The organism is Pseudomonas marginalis, assembly GCF_008692035.1.
Classification (GTDB): domain Bacteria; phylum Pseudomonadota; class Gammaproteobacteria; order Pseudomonadales; family Pseudomonadaceae; genus Aquipseudomonas; species Aquipseudomonas marginalis.
Genome location: NZ_VTFG01000002.1, coordinates 1,248,352 through 1,265,862 on the forward strand (window position 1 = coordinate 1,248,352; position 17,511 = coordinate 1,265,862).

At 62.3% G+C, this 17,511-nt stretch carries 18 protein-coding genes; 12 read left to right on the plus strand and 6 right to left on the minus strand.

Annotated elements, in window-relative coordinates:
- The first annotated feature begins 6 nt into the window (after positions 1–6).
- The 7 genes from FX984_RS25940 to FX984_RS25970 all read left to right on the plus strand — a co-directional run bounded on the left by FX984_RS25940 (position 7) and on the right by FX984_RS25970 (position 6,876).
- A complete protein-coding gene (locus FX984_RS25940; RefSeq protein ID WP_027604733.1) occupies positions 7–1,191 on the plus strand; it encodes an alginate O-acetyltransferase in 1,185 nt (394 codons plus the stop codon).
- 16 nt (positions 1,192–1,207) lie between these two features.
- Positions 1,208–1,861, plus strand: coding sequence for an alginate O-acetyltransferase AlgF (locus tag FX984_RS25945; protein ID WP_027604734.1), 654 nt, complete (start codon positions 1,208–1,210; stop codon positions 1,859–1,861).
- 105 nt (positions 1,862–1,966) lie between these two features.
- Positions 1,967–3,418: a mannose-1-phosphate guanylyltransferase/mannose-6-phosphate isomerase gene (locus tag FX984_RS25950; protein ID WP_027604735.1), complete on the plus strand. Its 1,452-nt coding sequence runs from the start codon at positions 1,967–1,969 to the stop codon at positions 3,416–3,418.
- A 263-nt stretch (positions 3,419–3,681) separates the two neighbouring features.
- Complete coding sequence (locus FX984_RS25955; RefSeq protein WP_027604736.1) at positions 3,682–4,146, plus strand: hypothetical protein; 465 nt, start codon at positions 3,682–3,684, stop codon at positions 4,144–4,146.
- A gap of 14 nt (positions 4,147–4,160) precedes the next feature.
- Positions 4,161–4,973: an SDR family oxidoreductase gene (locus tag FX984_RS25960; protein WP_092356189.1), complete on the plus strand. Its 813-nt coding sequence runs from the start codon at positions 4,161–4,163 to the stop codon at positions 4,971–4,973.
- On the plus strand, positions 4,974–5,387 hold the full coding sequence (locus tag FX984_RS25965) for a nuclear transport factor 2 family protein (RefSeq protein ID WP_154905403.1): 414 nt from the start codon (positions 4,974–4,976) through the stop codon (positions 5,385–5,387).
- A gap of 136 nt (positions 5,388–5,523) precedes the next feature.
- Positions 5,524–6,876, plus strand: coding sequence for a hypothetical protein (locus FX984_RS25970; RefSeq protein ID WP_146476027.1), 1,353 nt, complete (start codon positions 5,524–5,526; stop codon positions 6,874–6,876).
- Here FX984_RS25970 and FX984_RS25975 read toward each other — a convergent pair.
- From FX984_RS25975 to FX984_RS25990, 4 genes are read right to left on the minus strand one after another with little or no spacing between them, the layout of a single operon-like run.
- A complete protein-coding gene (locus FX984_RS25975; protein WP_027604740.1) occupies positions 6,817–7,683 on the minus strand; it encodes an efflux RND transporter periplasmic adaptor subunit in 867 nt (288 codons plus the stop codon). The two genes, FX984_RS25970 and FX984_RS25975, sit on opposite strands and share 60 nt — an antisense overlap.
- Before the next feature lie 10 nt (positions 7,684–7,693).
- Positions 7,694–7,894, minus strand: coding sequence for a DUF1656 domain-containing protein (locus FX984_RS25980; protein WP_027604741.1), 201 nt, complete (start codon positions 7,892–7,894; stop codon positions 7,694–7,696).
- Entirely contained in the window at positions 7,884–10,061 is a 2,178-nt protein-coding gene (locus FX984_RS25985; protein ID WP_146476029.1) for an FUSC family protein, read from the minus strand. The genes FX984_RS25980 and FX984_RS25985 overlap by 11 nt, the downstream gene beginning before the upstream one ends.
- Before the next feature lie 10 nt (positions 10,062–10,071).
- The gene (locus FX984_RS25990) at positions 10,072–11,607 is read right to left on the minus strand and encodes an efflux transporter outer membrane subunit (RefSeq protein ID WP_098480354.1); all 1,536 of its coding nucleotides are present in this window, start codon (positions 11,605–11,607) and stop codon (positions 10,072–10,074) included.
- Between the two features lie 183 nt (positions 11,608–11,790).
- On the opposite strand from FX984_RS25990, the gene FX984_RS25995 reads away from it, so the two are divergent.
- The 5 genes from FX984_RS25995 to FX984_RS26015 all read left to right on the plus strand — a co-directional run bounded on the left by FX984_RS25995 (position 11,791) and on the right by FX984_RS26015 (position 16,186).
- Complete coding sequence (locus FX984_RS25995) at positions 11,791–12,759, plus strand: LysR family transcriptional regulator (protein ID WP_146476031.1); 969 nt, start codon at positions 11,791–11,793, stop codon at positions 12,757–12,759.
- Between the two features lie 112 nt (positions 12,760–12,871).
- Entirely contained in the window at positions 12,872–13,846 is a 975-nt protein-coding gene (locus tag FX984_RS26000) for a 2-hydroxyacid dehydrogenase (RefSeq protein WP_092356177.1), read from the plus strand.
- Positions 13,847–13,945: 99 nt separating this feature from the next.
- On the plus strand, positions 13,946–14,848 hold the full coding sequence (locus tag FX984_RS26005; protein ID WP_027604746.1) for a chemotaxis protein CheV: 903 nt from the start codon (positions 13,946–13,948) through the stop codon (positions 14,846–14,848).
- 3 nt (positions 14,849–14,851) lie between these two features.
- Complete coding sequence (locus FX984_RS26010) at positions 14,852–15,334, plus strand: GNAT family N-acetyltransferase (RefSeq protein WP_065938570.1); 483 nt, start codon at positions 14,852–14,854, stop codon at positions 15,332–15,334.
- A 108-nt stretch (positions 15,335–15,442) separates the two neighbouring features.
- A complete protein-coding gene (locus FX984_RS26015) occupies positions 15,443–16,186 on the plus strand; it encodes a YkgJ family cysteine cluster protein (RefSeq protein WP_027604748.1) in 744 nt (247 codons plus the stop codon).
- A gap of 17 nt (positions 16,187–16,203) precedes the next feature.
- On the opposite strand, the gene FX984_RS26020 is transcribed toward FX984_RS26015, so the two are convergent.
- Together FX984_RS26020 and FX984_RS26025 are read right to left on the minus strand one after the other, a co-directional pair.
- Positions 16,204–16,986, minus strand: coding sequence for a transporter substrate-binding domain-containing protein (locus FX984_RS26020; RefSeq protein WP_146476033.1), 783 nt, complete (start codon positions 16,984–16,986; stop codon positions 16,204–16,206).
- A 166-nt stretch (positions 16,987–17,152) separates the two neighbouring features.
- Complete coding sequence (locus FX984_RS26025) at positions 17,153–17,386, minus strand: hypothetical protein (protein WP_092356174.1); 234 nt, start codon at positions 17,384–17,386, stop codon at positions 17,153–17,155.
- Positions 17,387–17,511 lie beyond the last annotated feature (125 nt).

The window sequence follows — 17,511 nt, forward strand, 5'->3', positions numbered from 1 at the left end:
CCGACCATGACCCGTTCATTACGCGTCCTCTATATCGGCCTGTTCCTGGTGCTGCTGCTGGCCCTGGGCGCCTGGTCGCTGCGCAGCTTCCTGGGCTTCAGTACCAACGCCGACGCGACCGTGCTCAACGGTCGCTGGACCAAGGCCGTCGAGACCCATTACGACGAGGAGTTCCCGATCAAGCGATTGGGCACCAACCTCTGGGCCGCGCTGGACTACAAGCTGTTCAATGAAGGCCGCCCTGGCGTGGTGCTGGGCCGCGATCACTGGTTGTACAGCGACGAGGAGTTCAACCCCGCCGTCAACGAAGACCAGAACCTTCAAGGCAACTACGCGCTGGTCGAAGGCGTGCGCCAGAAGCTCAAGGCCCAGGGCATCCAACTGGTGATGGCGATCGTGCCGGCCAAGGTGCGCCTGTACCCGGAGCACCTGGGTGAAGTGAAACCGGCGAGCATCCACGCCAACCTGTACCAGGACTTCCACGCCCGTGTGGCCGCCGACAAGATCATCGCCCCGGACCTGCTCGGCCCGCTGCAACAGGCCAAGCTGGGCGGCAAGCAGGTGTTCCTGCGCACCGACACTCACTGGACCCCGGACGGCGCCGAAATCGCTGCCAAGCAATTGGCTAAAACCATCGCCGATAAGACCCCGCTCCACGGCGAGCCGCAGCGTTTTGTCACCGAGGCCGAGAAGACCGAGCCGCATAAAGGCGACCTGCGTCTGTTCCTGCCCCTGGACCCGCTGTTCGAAAACCTGATGCCACCGAAAGAGCCGCTGGAAAAACGCGTCACGCATCTGGCCGAAACCAAAGGCGACGACGCGCTGTTCAGCGACAGCGAAACCCCGGTGGCCCTGGTGGGCACCAGCTACAGCGCCAACCCCAACTGGAACTTCGTCGGCGCCCTCAAGCAAGCCCTGGGCAGCGACGTGGTCAGCTACGCCGAAGACGGCCATGGCCCGATCCTGCCGATGCTCAGCTACCTGAAAAGTGACGACTTCAAGAACAGCCCGCCACAGGTGCTGATCTGGGAGTTTCCTGAACGCTATCTGCCCGTGAACAACGAAATCGGTGATGCCGACCCATCGTGGGTTGCGCAACTTAAACAAGCCGGTTCGCGCCAACAAAACATGGCACTGAACACCCCAGCTAAAAACCCAAAATCCGAGACGCCCGACCGGGCGCAAAACTGAAAGAGAGGTAACTCACATGACTTTCACTACTACTCCGCGTCGTCTCGCTAAGACTCTGGCCCTGGCTGCCGGTATGAGCTTGGTATCCCTGTCCGCCTTCGCCGGTGACGCTGCCTTGTACGGCCCAGTTGCACCGAAAGGCTCAAGCTTCGTGCGGATCTACAACGCCTCCAACCAGGAAGTCAGCGCCACTGTCGGCAGCACCAACCTCAGCGACGTGGCCCCGCTGGCCAGCAGCGACTTCAGCTTCATGCCCGGCGGCGACTACAGCGCCAAGGTCGGCAGCCAGACCGTGCCGGTCAAGCTCGCCCCGGACCACTACTACACCCTGGTCAACAACAACAGCGGCCAGCCGCAGCTGATCGAAGAGCCACCGTTCAAGAACAAGCAGAAATCCCTGGTGCGCGTGCAGAACCTCAGCGACAAGGCCCTGACCCTGAAAACCGCCGACGGCAAGACCGACGTGGTCAAGTCGGTGGCCGCCAAAGGCCGTGGCGAACGTGAGATCAACCCGGTGAAGGTGAGCCTGGCGCTGTATGACGGCGACAAGAAAGTTGGCGACGTCAAGCCAGTGGCCCTGGAGCGTGGTGAGGCAGCGGTGCTGTACGTCACCGGTTCGGGTTCGAGCATTTCGCCAGTCTGGGTAAAACGCCCGGTGTCGACCCGCTGAATGAATTTTCCGGGTCGGCTGCGGCCGGCCCGGACACGAGACAAAAACAAGAGTGAAACGACAAACCTTCGTAGCTCTGACCCAAATTGATTCAAGGAGAAACACATGATCCCAGTAATCCTTTCCGGTGGTAGCGGCTCACGTCTTTGGCCGCTTTCCCGCAAACAGTTCCCCAAACAATTCCTGGCCCTGACCGGCGAGCACACGCTGTTCCAGCAAACCCTGGAACGCCTGGTGTTCGAAGGCATGGACTCCCCGATCGTGGTCTGCAACAAGGACCATCGCTTCATCGTCAACGAGCAACTGGCCAACCGTAAGCTGGAATGCCAGCGCATCCTGATGGAACCCTTCGGCCGCAACACCGCGCCGGCCGTGGCCCTCACCGCGATGATGCTGGTCAACGAAGGCCGTGACGAACTGATGCTGGTGCTGCCGGCCGACCACGTGATCGACGACCAGAAAGCCCTGCAACGCGCCCTGGCCCTGGCCACCGTGGCCGCCGAGCGTGGCGAGATGGTGCTGTTCGGCGTGCCGGCGACCCGTCCGGAAACCGGCTACGGCTACATCAAGTCCACCAACGATTCGCTGCTGCCCGAAGGCGTGAGCCGCGTACAGCAGTTCGTGGAAAAACCCGATGAAAAACGCGCCGTCGAATTCGTCAAAAGCGGCGGTTACTTCTGGAACAGCGGCATGTTCCTGTTCCGCGCCAGCCGCTTCCTGGAAGAGCTGAAAAAGCACGATCCGGACATCTACGACACCTGCGTGCTGACCCTGGAGCGCAGCCAGCAAGACGCCGATACCGTGACCTTCGACGAAGCCACTTTCGCCTGCTGCCCGGACAACTCCATCGACTACGCCGTGATGGAAAAAACCCAGCGCGCCTGCGTGGTGCCGTTGAGCGCCGGCTGGAGCGACGTGGGTTGCTGGGCTTCGCTGTGGGCGGTCAACGATAAAGACGCCAACGGCAACGTCACCAAGGGCGACGTGGTGATCCAGGACAGCAAGAACTGCATGATCCACGGCAACGGCAAGCTGGTGTCGGTAATCGGCCTGGAAAACATCGTGGTGGTGGAAACCAAGGACGCGATGATGATTGCCCACAAGGACAAGGTCCAGGGCGTCAAGCAGATGGTCAACACCCTCAACGAACAGGGCCGCAGCGAAACCCAGAACCACTGCGAAGTCTATCGTCCGTGGGGCTCCTACGACTCGGTGGACATGGGCGGCCGCTTCCAGGTCAAGCACATCTCGGTCAAGCCGGGCGCGTGCCTGTCGTTGCAGATGCACCACCACCGCGCCGAACACTGGATCGTGGTCAGCGGCACCGCCGAAGTCACCTGTGACGAGAACGTGTTCCTGCTCTGCGAGAACCAGTCCACCTACATCCCGATCGCCTCGGTGCACCGCCTGCGCAACCCGGGCAAGATCCCGTTGGAGATCATCGAAGTGCAATCGGGCAGCTACCTGGGCGAAGACGATATCGAGCGCTTCGAAGATATCTACGGGCGCTCGACGCCGGTTGAACGTGGCGTGTCGGTGAAAACTATCGCGCAGTAAAACAGTCGTACAAGAAGCCCTCGCCCAGCCCATTGCGTCCCCTATCCGCAGTGGGTTGGGTGGGGGCTTTTTGTTTGGGATTTACGCTGGCTGGGCGGGCCTCATCGGGGGCAAGCCCCCTCCCACCTTTGATCTGCGAATACATTCAAATGTGGGAGGGGGCTTGCCCCCGATGAGGCCGGCACACCCACCACAGCACTCAAGGTAGCCAATCCCACCTACGCTTAAGTTAGGATGCTCGTTCCCTACTCGAGGTGGTCTCCATGTTCTTCGGCGTTCTACTGATCATCACCTGGCTGATCCTCCTGCTGCGCTACCCGGCCAAGGCATTGCCGGTGTCGTTGGCCGCTGCCGTCGGCCTGGGTCTTGTCGCGGTGTGGGTGGTGTGGCTGGACAACCGCGAAGCCTCGCAACTGGCGCGCCTTGAACTGCGCATCACCTACGCCCCGCAGGAATGCCCGGCTGACCGCCCGCTCAAGCTGACCCTGAACAACGGCAACGACGTCCCCCTCACCGAACTGCGCTGGCGCGTCGCCGCCTATGCGCCGGGCGATACGGTCAACCTGGCCGACAACGTCTACGCCGCCCCGCGCTATCGTGGGCCCGGCGAGTTGCAGGCCGGCGCCACTTGGGACGACTGCCTGCCCACCCCGCCCCTGCGCCCCGGCTACCGCGCGCAAACCCTGGAATTTCGCGCCGAGCATCTGCAAGGCAGCTTCTCGGACTGACAAAGGACTGATCCATGCCCAACGTACTCATCACCGGTTGCTCCAGCGGTATTGGCCGCGCCCTGGCCGAGGCCTTCAAATCCGCCGGTTTCGACGTGTGGGCCAGCGCCCGCCGCCCGCAAGACGTCACCGCCCTCGCCGCTGCGGGTTTCAATGCCGTCGAACTCGACGTCAACGACAGTGCCGCTTTACAGCGCCTGGCCGAACAACTGGGAGAGCTGGATGTACTGATCAACAACGCCGGCTACGGCGCCATGGGCCCGCTGCTCGATGGCGGCACCGAGGCGATGCAGCGCCAGTTCGAGACCAACGTATTTTCCATCGTCGGCGTGACCCAGGCGCTGTTCCCGGCCCTGCGCAAGCGCAAAGGGCTGGTGGTGAATATCGGCAGCGTTTCCGGCGTGCTGGTCACGCCGTTTGCCGGCGCCTACTGCGCGTCCAAGGCGGCGGTGCATGCATTGAGTGATGCACTGCGCATGGAGCTGGCACCATTTGGGGTGAGGGTGATGGAAGTCCAGCCCGGCGCCATCAATACGAGTTTTGCCAAAAACGCCGGCGCCCAGGCCGAGCTGTTAATCAACGAAAAATCGCCGTGGTGGCCGTTGCGCGAGGGCATTCGCGCACGCAGCCAGGCCTCTCAGGACAAGCCCACCCCGGCCGGCGTGTTTGCAGCGGATGTGCTCAAGGCGGTGCAACAACCACAGCCGCCGCGCCTGTTGCGCTCGGGCAATGGCAGCCGGGCGTTGCCGTTGATGGCCGCGTTGTTGCCCAAGGGATTATTGGAAGCCGTGTTGAAAAAACGCTTTGGTTTGAATGGGAGTTTGTAAATGATCGACTACAGCGATTTTTTTGAAGAAGTGATCCAGACCCACGTCGAGATCGAGCAATGGTTTGCCGGGGTTGCGCCGGAAGGCACCCTGCAAAGCCTGCTTGCGCGCTTCTCCCCCGAGTTCAGCATGATCGCCCCCGCCACCGGCACACGCGTCAATGCAGCCGGGGTCAAAGCGCTGTTCACTCGCCTGGGTGGTATGCGCCCGGGGTTGAAGATCACCTTGAGTGAAATGGCTGGGATTGACCGGCATGCGCGCGGCGCAACGGTGACTTATCGCGAGCATCAGATCGATGCCAGCGGCACGCAGACAGATCGCCGCGCCACGGTGGTGTTTGAAAAGCAGGCCAGCGGTGCGTTGCTGTGGCGTCATCTGCATGAGACTTTTGTGCCTCAGGCGCGCAGCCAATAATGGCCAACTAGCACCTGTCAGATTTGACAGTAGACGCGGTATCACACCAAGACCAGACTGAAAACGTCGCCGGGTTTGAGCACACGTTGTATCCAGGGGGCAGACTTTCCTCTCCAACCAAAGAAGGGATGCGTTGATGCGTAAGTCAAAAAAACCCTCAAAGACGCAACCCGGCACGCTGGATCCCGACTTCGGTATTGGAGGGGTGCAAGCCCTGGAAAAAATTCTCGAAGATCATGGTGATCTGAACGTTCGCTTTCGCTTCGGAGGACTTGCAACCGCGAAGGATGGCAAGCTTTTGTTCAGCGCCAGCGTGTATAGAAACCACGACGACCAGTACCTATACGGCTTGGGCCGCCTGAACGCCGACGGCAGCCTGGATAAATCGTTTGGAACGAACGGGCTGGTCATCGGTGATTTTTTACCCTCGCTGCCGGCCGGTGGTTCAAGGCTGGCCGTACAATCGGCCGGCAACATCCTGATGCTGGGCTGGACATGGCGCAGTGCATCCAATGGCTGGGCGGACCTGGTGATTGCACGTTTCAACAGCGAAGGTGAGCCCGACACGAATTTTGCCGAGCAAGGGCGGTGCATTCTGCCCACCAAGGACTACGAAGAACTCATAGGAGAATCAGCGACAGTACACGTCCAGAGTGACGGACGTATTTTAGTGAGCGCCAACTATGTAGCCCACGACAATCAGGACCAGACAGTGGGTGTGCTGTTTCGCCTGCAGCCCAATGGTGCACTGGACGAAAGCTTCAACAAAACTGGCAGGCTGGAGTTCAAACTTGCCGGCTCCAATGTGGCCACGGCGGTCAACGCGTGTATCAGCCAGGGCAGTGATCACAAAATAGTGTTTGTTGGACATGCCCGGTTTATCCCCACCCTCAAGACCGCCCTGTTTGCCCGCCTCAACCCTGACGGCAGCCCGGACGCCGGCTTTGGCAGTCCCAAGACGCCGGGGTTTCATCCCATGGACAGTATCAAGGATCACACCACCTTCAACGCTCTGACCGAGCGCGCGGACAACAGTCTTGTTGGCGCCGGCCAAATTGGGCAGGGCGGCGCCGAAAGCACAAAAGGTCTCATGCAGGCGATTACCCCAAACGGCGCCGTGCACCAACTGTTCAACAACGGTAAACCCCTGGTCAGCCAATTCGACAGCAACCACGACAATGGCTGGCAATGCATCATGCAAACCAGCACAGGCAACCTGGTGACGGCGTCAACCGGCAACTGGATCTACATCGCTCAATTCAAAACCCACGGCGTGCTGGATCTGGCCTTCAACAACCAGGGTTACAACGACATGCAGTCCGAACCCAGATCCCCCCCTGTGCTGCTGACCGAACGGGGTGACCAGCGAATCATTGCCGGTGCGAACGTCTCGGGTATCGATGATAAGGGTGTAGGCCAGCTAAGGTGCTTATTCGGCCAGGGGCACGCTATCGACAATCACCGTGCAGGTAATCCCCGCCGCCAATAACACCCCCTGCGGCACTTCATCAATATGAATCCGCACCGGCACCCGCTGGGCCAGGCGCACCCAGTTGAAGGTCGGATTCACATCGGCGATCAGCTCGCGACTCTCCGGGTTGTCGCGGTCGTAGATGCCGCGCGAGATGCTTTCTACGTGCCCCTTCAATGTCTCGCCGCTCATCAGTTGCATGTCAGCTTTGTCACCGACTTTCACATGGGGCAGTTTGGTTTCTTCGAAGAAGCCATAGACCCAGAACGAGTTCATATCCACCACGGCCATCTTGGCTTCGCCGATGCGTGCGTAGTCGCCGCGATGCACGTTGAGGTTGGTGACGTAGCCGTCCACTGCCGCCACGACCTGGGTGCGTTTCAAGTTGAGTTCGGCCGCTTCGAGTTGTGCCAGTGCGTGCTGGTAATCCGCCAGGGCCGAGTCGGCGATGTTGCTGGCGTCGTCGCGGTTTTCCCTGGAGATCACCAGGGCGTCGAGGTCGGCGCGGCGGTGGGCGTTGACCTTGCGCATTTCCCAGGTGGCTTTGCGCGAGGCGACCAGGGATTGCGCCTGTTTGACGGCGATGCGGTAGTGCTCGGGGTCGATCTGCATCAGCAGGTCGCCCTTTTTCACCAACTGGTTATCGCGCACGGGCACGTCGACCACTTCACCGGTGACGTCGGCGGCCACGTTGATGATGTCGGCGCGCACGCGGCCGTCGCGGGTCCACGGCGTTTGCATGTAGTGCACCCACAACGTGCGGCCAATCCAGATCGCCAAGGCCAGTACCAGCAAGGTCGCGAGCAGGCTGAAAAACTTTTTCATCGGGGCATTCTCAACGGTAGACGGTCAGCGCCAGGGCGCCGAACAGGCAAACGAACAGGCTCAGGCGCAGCAGCGCCGGGTGCCAGAAAAACCGGTACAGGTCGAAGCCGGCCAGGAAGCGGTCCAGGGCCCAGGCCAACGCGGCCGCGATCAGGAACATCAGGGTCATGGTCGGCATATAGATGCCGTGGAATGCGATTTCACGAGGCATTCGGGGTTCCTTTGAGGGCCGCCAGCGGTGATTGCGGGTCCAGCAACGAGGTGCGGATAAAGTGCAGGTAGCTTTTCACCCGGCGCAGGGCCGAGGTATCGAAGTGCGGGGCGAAGGGTTCGTCGGTGGCCTGCACGCGGCTGATCGCGTGGTCGACGGCGATCAGGCCACGCTCCAGGTTGCTGGCGCTGGGTTGCAGGAACAGGCGCACCAACGAGCGGCCCATGACCCGGATCGCCTGGCGCCACGGCTGGGACTCGGCATAGGCCGGGTGTACCGGCAGGATCGCCTGTTCCTTGCGCAACTCGATGATCGCGTGGCCGACTTCCAGCACCACGAACATCCAGCGCAGCAGGTCGCGTTGCACTTGCGGCTGGCCGACAGCGAGGCCATAGGCCTGGTGCAGCAGGTCTCGGGTGCGACTTTCGAAACTCGATGCCAGCCCCTTGAGCTTGCCGCTGATGGCATACACCACCTGCTCGCGCAGGTCCTGCTCCAGGCGGCGCCACAGCCAGCGGCTGTTGGGCGGCAGGATGATCGCCCCTGCCGCCGCGCACACCAGCATGCCAATGATCATGGCGATGTAGTCGTTGATAAAGGTGTAGGGGTTGTAGACCGTGAGGTTGTCCGGCACCGAACCGGTGCTGAAGAAAATCAGCAGGCCCACGCCCACACCGGCGTATTGCGGGCGTGAGGCGAGGAACGCGCCGAGGATGATCACCGGGGCGAGCATCACGCATAGCAGCGGGAAGCCGTCGATCCACGGGAACACGAAGAACATTTCCACAAAGCCCACCAACGCGCCGATCAAGGTGCCGCAGGCCATCTGGAACGCCATGCGCTTGGGATTGGGCGTGGCGGCGGACAGGCCGACGGTGGCAGCGGCGATCAGGGTCATGGTGGCGCCGCTGGGCCAGGCCGTGGCCACCCAGTAACTGCCCAGCACAATCAGGATGAACGACGCGCGAATCCCCGAGGCGGCACAGGCCAGCCAGTTGGTCTTGGGGCTGAAGGCTTCGTCCCATTGCTCCCGTGCATGGCTGTGATCGGCCAGGGACGCATGGGTTTGCGCGTAGTTGTGCAGGTCATCGACGAAGCGGTAGAGCAGTTCATAAGCGGTGTGAAAATCCAGCTGTTCGGCCTCACTCGGGTTGCCCTCCTGGAAGGTCGCACGCAGGCTGCGGACTTTGGCGGGCAGGCTGTCCTTGTAGGCGCAGAGCTGGTTGACCAGGCGCGCGGCGTCGGGGCTGGTGAGGGCGCGGCCGGAGAAGCCGTCGAGGACTTCGGCGAGGTCCTGCAGGCCCGGCTTGATCGCCGCCACCACGTGATCCGCGGCGTCCGTGCGCAGGCGTTCGAGCAACTGGTGCAAGGCATTGAAGCGGGTGGTGATGCTCATGAACTCGCTGTTGAGGCGGCTGAGCCGACCGTTGCGCCGGCGCATATGCGGGTCTTCGAACACCGTGAGGCTGCGCAGACCTTCCAGGCCCACGGCCTCGGCGATAAAGCGCACATTGCTGGCCTCGAACCCTTCGCGCTGGCTACGCCCGCGCAGGCCGTCGGTGACGAACAGCGCGAACACGCCAAAGCGCTGATAGAGCGCGTTGCGCATCGCGGCGCTGGAGGTCTGCGGCAGGATCGCCGCGCTGACCAGGGTGGAACACAGGATCCCCAGGGAGATTTCCAGCACCCGCCACACCGCCGCCATAAAGGCGCCGTCCGGATGGGCCAGGGCCGGCAGGCCGACCATCGCCGCCGTATAACCCGCGAGTACAAACCCGTAGGCGCGAAAGTTACGGTTGCGTGTCGCGCCAGCGGTGCAAATGCCGACCCAGATCGCCAGCGCCCCGAGGAACAACTCGGTGTTCTGCGCAAATAACGCGATCAACACCACCATCACCGCCGACCCCGCCAGGGTGCCGAGGAAGCGATAGAAGCTCTTGGCGAACACCTGGCCGCTCTGGGGTTGCATCACGATAAATACGGTGATCATCGCGGTACGTGGTTGCGGCAGTTCCAGGCGCATGGCCAGCCACAGCGTGAGGAACGCGGCGATCAGCACCTTGAAGATGTACACCCAGGTCACGCCGTCGCTGCGTGCCCAGTCGAAAAAACCACGGCGCCACTCAAGGGAATGCAGCCAGCGCAGCGGTGCAGGCAAGGGAGTCATCAAATCCTACTCAGTGATCAAACACGGCAAGCGCCGCCGGGGTCTTGCTCGGGAGGGTCTTGGCGTCCTGCGGTACGTCTTTGCCGGCGTCGAGGCCGCCACCCAGTGCGGTCACCAGTTCGGCATGGGCGCCAAGCCGCGCGGCCTGGACCTGCTGCTCGACCTGTTGCTGGCGAAACAGCAGGGTCTGGGCGTTGAGCACATTGAGGTAATCGGTGAGGCCGCGCTGGTAGGCGATCATCGCGATATCGTAGGTCTTCTGCGCCGAGGCCACCGACTGCGCCGCAAATGAGGCTTGCTTGTCCATGGACTCGCGGCGGATCAACTGGTCGCTGATGCCCTTGAGCGCATTGACCAGGGTCTGGTTGTAGCGCGCCACGGCGATGTCATAGCCGGCGCTGGCTTCCCCCAGCTCGGCACGCAGGCGGCCGCCGTCGAAGATCGGCAAGGTGATGGCCGGGCCGACGTTGTAGTTGAATTTCTTGCCGGCGAGAAACGCCAGCATGCCGCCGCCGGTGGCCATGTAGCCGAGGCTGCCGACCAGGTCGACGTTGGGGTAGAAACCGGCGTGGGCAACATCGATGCCACGGGCTTGCGCCGCGACCTGCCAACGGCTGGCAACCACATCCGGGCGCTGGCCGAGCAATTGCGCGGGCAGGCTCGAGGGCAGTTTCAGTGGTGCGGCAAGGGACAGCGTCGGACGCTGCAACGTGGCCCCCTCCCCCGGGCCTTTACCGGCGAGCGCCGCCAACTGGTTGCGACTCAGGGCGATTTCCTCGTCCAGGGCATCCAACTGGCGATGGGTTTCCGGCAGCGGCGTTTCGGCCTGGCTCACGTCGAAATGGGTGCCGATCCCGGCGTCCAGGCGTTTGTTGGCCAGGTCGAGGATCTGCTGTTGCTGGGCCAGGGTCGCCACGACGATATCGCGGTTGGCGTAATGCAACGACAGCTGGATATAGGCGCGCACCACGTTGTTCTGCAGTTCAAGCTGGGCCTGGCGGGCTTCGGCGGCGCTCATGTGGGCCAGGTCGACGGCACGCTCGGTGGCGTTGCTTTCGCGGCCCCACAGGTCGAGGGCGTAGCTCAAACCCAGGGACGCATTGTTGTCCCAGGTGTTGGCACCGCTCAATTCACCCGGGCCGTAGAACTGATCCTTGGGCCAATTGTGGCGTTTGAGGGTGGTATCAGCGTTGATCTGCAGCGACTCGGCCGACTCGGCAACCCCGGCCATGGCCCGCGCTTCCCGCACCCGCGCGGCGGCCATCGCCATGCTCGGGCTGCTTTGGGTGGCGAGGTCGACCCAGCGGTTGAGCTGGGGGTCGCCGTAGGCCTGCCACCATTGTGAGGTGGGCCAGTGGGCGTCCTGGGCGGCGCTGCGGATCGCTTCGTCGGTGGCCAGGGTAGTGGCGTTTAGGGGCTGGCCTTGGGGGGCGATTCCTCCGGTTCCGATGCAGCCGCTGATTGCTAACGATAAAGCGCAAACACTGAGAGCCTTCAGCGCTCGGTTAATGAGAGTCTTCAGCTCTCTGCTGATGCGACGCGGCACGGCGAACGAATTCCTGAGGTGGTATTGCGGGGAGAGGTGGCGCAATTCTAGGCGGCGCCATGGAGGGCGATAAGCTGGCATTCCTGTGAATCTTTGTTACCGTTCAAGCGATAATCCGTTGGTAGGGATCACTGGACGGCGTAACTTTCTGTCACAATTTGGCATCTCCCCTGAGAACTCTCCATGGACACTTTGCAAAACATGCGCGCCTTCAGTTGCGTGGCCGAAGCCGGCAGCTTCACCGCCGCCGCCGCGCAACTGGATACAACCACCGCCAACGTCTCGCGCGCGGTCTCCAATCTTGAGGCCCACCTGCAAACCCGCTTGCTCAACCGCACCACCCGCCGCATTGCCCTCACCGAGGCTGGTAAACGCTACCTGCTGCGTTGCGAGCAGATCCTGGCCTACGTCGAAGAAGCCGAGGCCGAAGCCAGCGACGCCCACGCCCGCCCCGCCGGACAGCTGAAAGTGCACACCATGACCGGCATCGGCCAGCACTTCGTCATCGACGCGATCGCCCGCTACCGCCGCACCCACCCGGACGTGACCTTCGACCTGACCCTGGCCAACCGCGTGCCGGACCTGTTGGACGAGGGCTACGACGTATCCATCGTGCTGGCCAGCGAGCTGCCGGACTCGGGCTTCGTCTCCCAGCGCCTGGGCATCACCTACAGCATCGCCTGCGCCTCGCCGGACTACGTCAAGGCCAAGGGCTGCGCGCAACGGCCCCAGGATTTGCTCAACCACGCCTGCCTGCGCCTGGTCAGCCCGGTGATCCAGTTGGACAAGTGGACCTTCAACGGCCCCGAAGGCCAGGAAAGCGTGGCGATCAATACGTCGCCGTTCCTGGTCAACTCCGCCGACGCGATGAAAACCGCGATCACCAGCGGCATGGGCGTCGGCCTGTTGCCGGTGTATGCGGCCATCGAAGGCCTGCGCAACGGCACATTGGTGCGGGTCATGCCCACCTATCGTTCCCAGGAGTTGAACCTGTACGCCATCTACCCGTCGCGCCAGTACCTGGATGCGAAGATCAAGACCTGGGTGGAATTCCTGCGCGGCTCGTTGCCGGAGATCCTGGCGGCGCACCAGGCGGAGCTGGTGGCGTATGAGTTGAGCGGCAGCCTCAGCGGTGCACGGCTGGCGAACTGATTTCTACCAGGCGATACAAGTCTTTAAATGTGGGAGGGGCGGTGTCCTGACAATTGCCGGCAGGAATGTTAGCGTGCTTGGCATTCTTCCGTAGTCGATGAGCCCGCCTGCAATGAAAAAGACCGTCCTCGCCTTCAGCCGTGTCACCCCGCAAATGATCGAACGCCTGCAACAGGATTTCGACGTGATTGCGCCCAACCCCAAGCTGGGCGATATCAACGCTCAATTCAATGAAGCCCTGCCCCACGCCCACGGTTTGATCGGCGTGGGTCGCAAGCTGGGCCGCGCGCAGCTCGAAGGCGCGAGCAAGCTGGAGGTGGTGTCCAGCGTGTCGGTGGGCTACGACAACTACGATGTGCCGTACTTCAACGAGCGCGGGATCATGCTCACCAACACCCCGGACGTACTGACCGAAAGCACCGCCGACCTGGCCTTCGCCCTGCTGATGAGCAGCGCGCGCCGAGTGGCCGAGCTGGACGCCTGGACCAAGGCCGGCCAGTGGAAAGCCAGCGTCGGCGCGCCGCTGTTTGGCTGTGACGTGCATGGCAAGACCCTCGGTATCGTTGGCATGGGCAATATCGGCGCGGCCGTGGCCCGGCGTGGGCGCCTGGGCTTCAATATGCCGATCCTGTACAGCGGCAACAGCCGCAAGGCCGCGCTGGAACAGGAACTGGGCGCGCAGTTCCGCAGCCTGGACCAACTGCTGGCCGAGGCGGATTTCGTCTGCCTGGTGGTGCCGTTGAGCGACAAGACCCGTCACCTGATCAGCGCCCGCGAGTTGGGGCTGATGAAGTCCAGCGCGATCCTGATCAATATCTCCCGTGGCCCGGTGGTGGACGAACCGGCGTTGATCCAGGCCCTGCAAAACCACACCATTCGCGGTGCAGGGCTGGATGTGTATGAGCAGGAGCCGTTGGCCGAGTCGCCGCTGTTCCAGTTGAGCAACGCGGTGACCCTGCCGCACATCGGCTCGGCGACCCATGAAACCCGCGAAGCCATGGCCAACCGCGCGTTGGACAACCTGCGCAGCGCCCTGCTCGGCCAGCGCCCGCAGGACCTGGTGAACCCGCAGGTGTGGAAGGGCTGACACGGGCCCAGCCCGACACAAAATCGGGTTAAAGCCTGGCTCTCCCGAGTCGATAACCTTCAATAGAAGTTCGTCATCCCTGATCCACAGAAGGTTTTTATGTCCACCACCAAAGCCCGCGCAGACTCACTCTCGCTTCTGCTCTTTACCTTGCGCAGCGGCAAGCTGATGGCCATCAACCTGCTGAAAGTCAGCGAGATCATCCCTTGCCCGCCGCTGACCAAGCTGCCGGAGTCCCATCCCCACGTCAAAGGCATCGCCACCCTGCGTGGCAATTCGTTGGCGGTGATCGACCTGAGCCGCGCCCTGGGGGAAATGCCCCTGGAAGACCCGAACGGCGGCTGCCTGATCGTCACCGACGTGAGCCGTTCCAAGCAGGGCCTGCATGTGCAGGCCGTGAGCAAGATCGTGCACTGCCTGACCACCGATATTCGTCCACCGCCCTACGGCTCCGGCGGCAACCGTGCGTTCATCACCGGGGTGACCCAGGTGGAAGGCGGCCTGGTGCAGGTGCTGGACATCGAAAAAGTCATCCACGGCATCGCCCCGGCGCCGATTGAAGCGGCGCCTACCGACCTGACCATGGAAGAGGCGGAAGTGCTCGGCAATGCGCGGATCCTGGTGGTGGATGACAGCCAGGTCGCCCTGCAGCAGTCGGTACACACCCTGCGCAACCTCGGCCTGACCTGCCACACCGCGCGCAGCGCCAAGGAAGCCATCGATGTGCTGCTGGAACTGCAAGGCACGGCCGCGCAGATCAATGTGGTGGTGTCGGACATCGAGATGTCCGAAATGGACGGTTATGCCCTGACCCGCACCCTGCGTGAAACCCCGGACTTCCAGGATCTCTACGTACTGCTGCATACCTCCCTGGACAGCGCGATGAACAGCGAAAAGGCGCGCCTGGCCGGTGCCAACGCGGTGCTGACCAAGTTCTCCTCGCCCGAACTGACCAAGTGCCTGGTGGTCGCCGCCCAGACCGTGGCGCAACAGGGGCTGTAACCGGTGGCGGAGTATTTCCAACTGCTGCGCCGCGACCTCACCGGCAGCCTGCCTGCACCGCAATGGCCGGCCCATACACAGTTGGATCACTACCGCGACGAGCTGGCCCCGGCGATCCATGCGGTGCTGCGCATGACCCAGGAGCAAGGGGGTGGCCGCGTTCCCCATCTGCACGCCTGGCAGCATCTGTTCGTCAGCGACGCCGAATTCGACCCCACGCTGTGCCTGGTGGCCAGCAATGGCGATGGCATTCTCGGCGTGGCGCAGTGCTGGACCAGCGCGTTTATCAAGAACCTGTCCGTGCATCCTTGCGCTCAAGGCCAAGGCCTGGGCCGCGCGTTGTTGCTGCACTGCTTCCAGGTGTTCAAGCAGCGTGGCGAACCCTATGTCGACCTCAAGGTGCTGGAGAGCAACCGGCGCGCCCGACAACTGTACGAAAGCGCGGGCATGGTCTTTGTGCTGCGGGATGTGGTCGCCGACGACTGACAGGCGCTGGCGCATAACTTGCTTCCAGAGCAGCACAACGGTGGATAGAGGTAAAAACCCGTCACTGTTCCTGCGTGCCCTCTGACCTAGCCTGGTGACAGATCCGCCATGAACACCCATTTTTCCTGCGTCGGTTGCGGCAAATGCTGCAGCGATCATCACGTCCCCCTGACCCTGCAGGAAGCCCGCCAATGGGCGGCTGACGGCGGTAACGTCATCGTTCTGGTGGAGGGTTTCCTGAGCAATGGCCTGGGCCTGCCTCAACTGCAGCGCGAACATGCCGAGCGCCGTTCGGTGGTGGTGCCCAGCGGCAACACCGAGGCGTTTGTGGCAATCACCTTTGCCGCCTACAACGCCGGGCGCTGCCGGAATCTTGACGCAGACAACCGATGCCGCATCTACGAGCGCCGCCCGTTGGTGTGCCGCATCTACCCGATGGAGATCAACCCCCATATCCCGCTCAACCCCGCCGCCAAGGATTGCCCGCCGGAATCCTGGGAACAGGGCCCGGCGTTGATCGTCGGGGGTGAATTGATGGACCCGGAGCTGGTGGAACTGATCCAACGCTCGCGCCAGGCCGACCGAGACGATGTGCAGACCAAGGAGGCGGTGTGCGCCTTGCTGGGCATCCGCACCACGGCCCTCAAGGGTGATGGGTTTACCGCGTACCTGCCGGACATGGGCGCGTTTGCCCAGGCGATTGAGCTGGCGGTGGACCGGCCGGCCGTGGCCAATGAGTGGGTGTTTCATGTATCGGGGATGGATATCGCCGAACAGTTGCTGGATGCCGGCGCGCAGATTGCCACCGAGGTGCCGGCCAACTATGCGTTTATCTCGCTGCGGGCGGCGTAGACCTTGAAGGCCGCCGATCAGTGCTCCGCAGGAACGGCGTCAAGGCGGTAGGGCTGGATGATCCGCTGGTACTCGCCGCTCTGCTTCAGTTGTTCAAGGGCGCAGTTGAGTTCGTTGCGCAATGCGGTGTCAGGTTTGCGCACCGCGATGGCCACACCATCGCCCAAAAGCTCGGACGAAATGGCAGGGCCGACGAAGTCGAAATCGTGGCCGTCTTCGGTGTCGAGCAAGGCTTCACGAATTTCTACCGTGCCTTGCAGGGTCGCATCAATCTCGCCGGTTTTAAGGCTGCTGACCAATTCATTGTTGAGCCAGAAACTCTTGACGATGACGCCATTCGGCGCCCACATCGAGCGGGCAAACGCCTCACGGCTACTTCCCAGCAACACGCCGATACGCTTGCCCTTGAGCGACTTTACCCGCGGCTGCAAGTTGGACATCCGGCGCGCCACCAGGCGCGTGGTGAAGGGGTAGAGGTTATCGGTGAAGCCCACCCAGCGTTGTCGTTGCGACGTCGGCGCTATCCCCATGATCGCGTCGAACTTCCTGGCTTCAAGGGAGATGAAATCTTCGGCAAGCACCTGGTCGACCCAGATGCAGCGTGCATTCAACTGCACGCACAGGGCGTTGCCCAACTCGATATTCAAGCCGACCAACTGCCCTTGCGGGTCGCGGCTCTGGAACGGGGGGAACTGTGCAGCAACGGCGAAACGGATTTCACGCAGCGGTGGATCATCGGCCGCAGAGGCATCCGCCGCAAGCAACAGGGCAAACACTACACAGATGTGTATCAGAGCCAAGGGAGACGTCCTTTTCCGGAAAGACCAGCATCGCCCTGCTTCCCCCTGAAATCACAGGGGCAGAGCAAAGGCTGTGCAAGCTTTCAAGAAACGGTCGTAGGCCTACAATCAGAAATTTCAGCAGAGGCTGTAGGCAATAATCGACACGATGTGCGACTTGTTAATCTCAGCGTTTACCCATCGAACGACGAGTACCCGGCGGTGCCATGCCTGGCGACTTGGTATGGCCGTTCTTGGCGCCGTTTTTGTACCACGGTTGGGCCGCATTCCTGGCCCCAGCCAACTCACCCGGCTTGAACGGAAACTTGAACGCCGGGATCTCGGCTTTTTCAACGCCTTCGGCGCTGGCCGGATCGACGTTGTCGGTCGCTTCAACAGGGGGTTGTGTCGGGGAAGTCATGAAAGCTCCGGGGCGTGCAGAAAATGATGCGGGGCCGGCTTGCGGGCCACACTGGCGCGCAGTATACCTGCGAGCTTCAGATCTTTAACCACCACCGGTACGAATGGTCGGAGTTTGCTGACAGC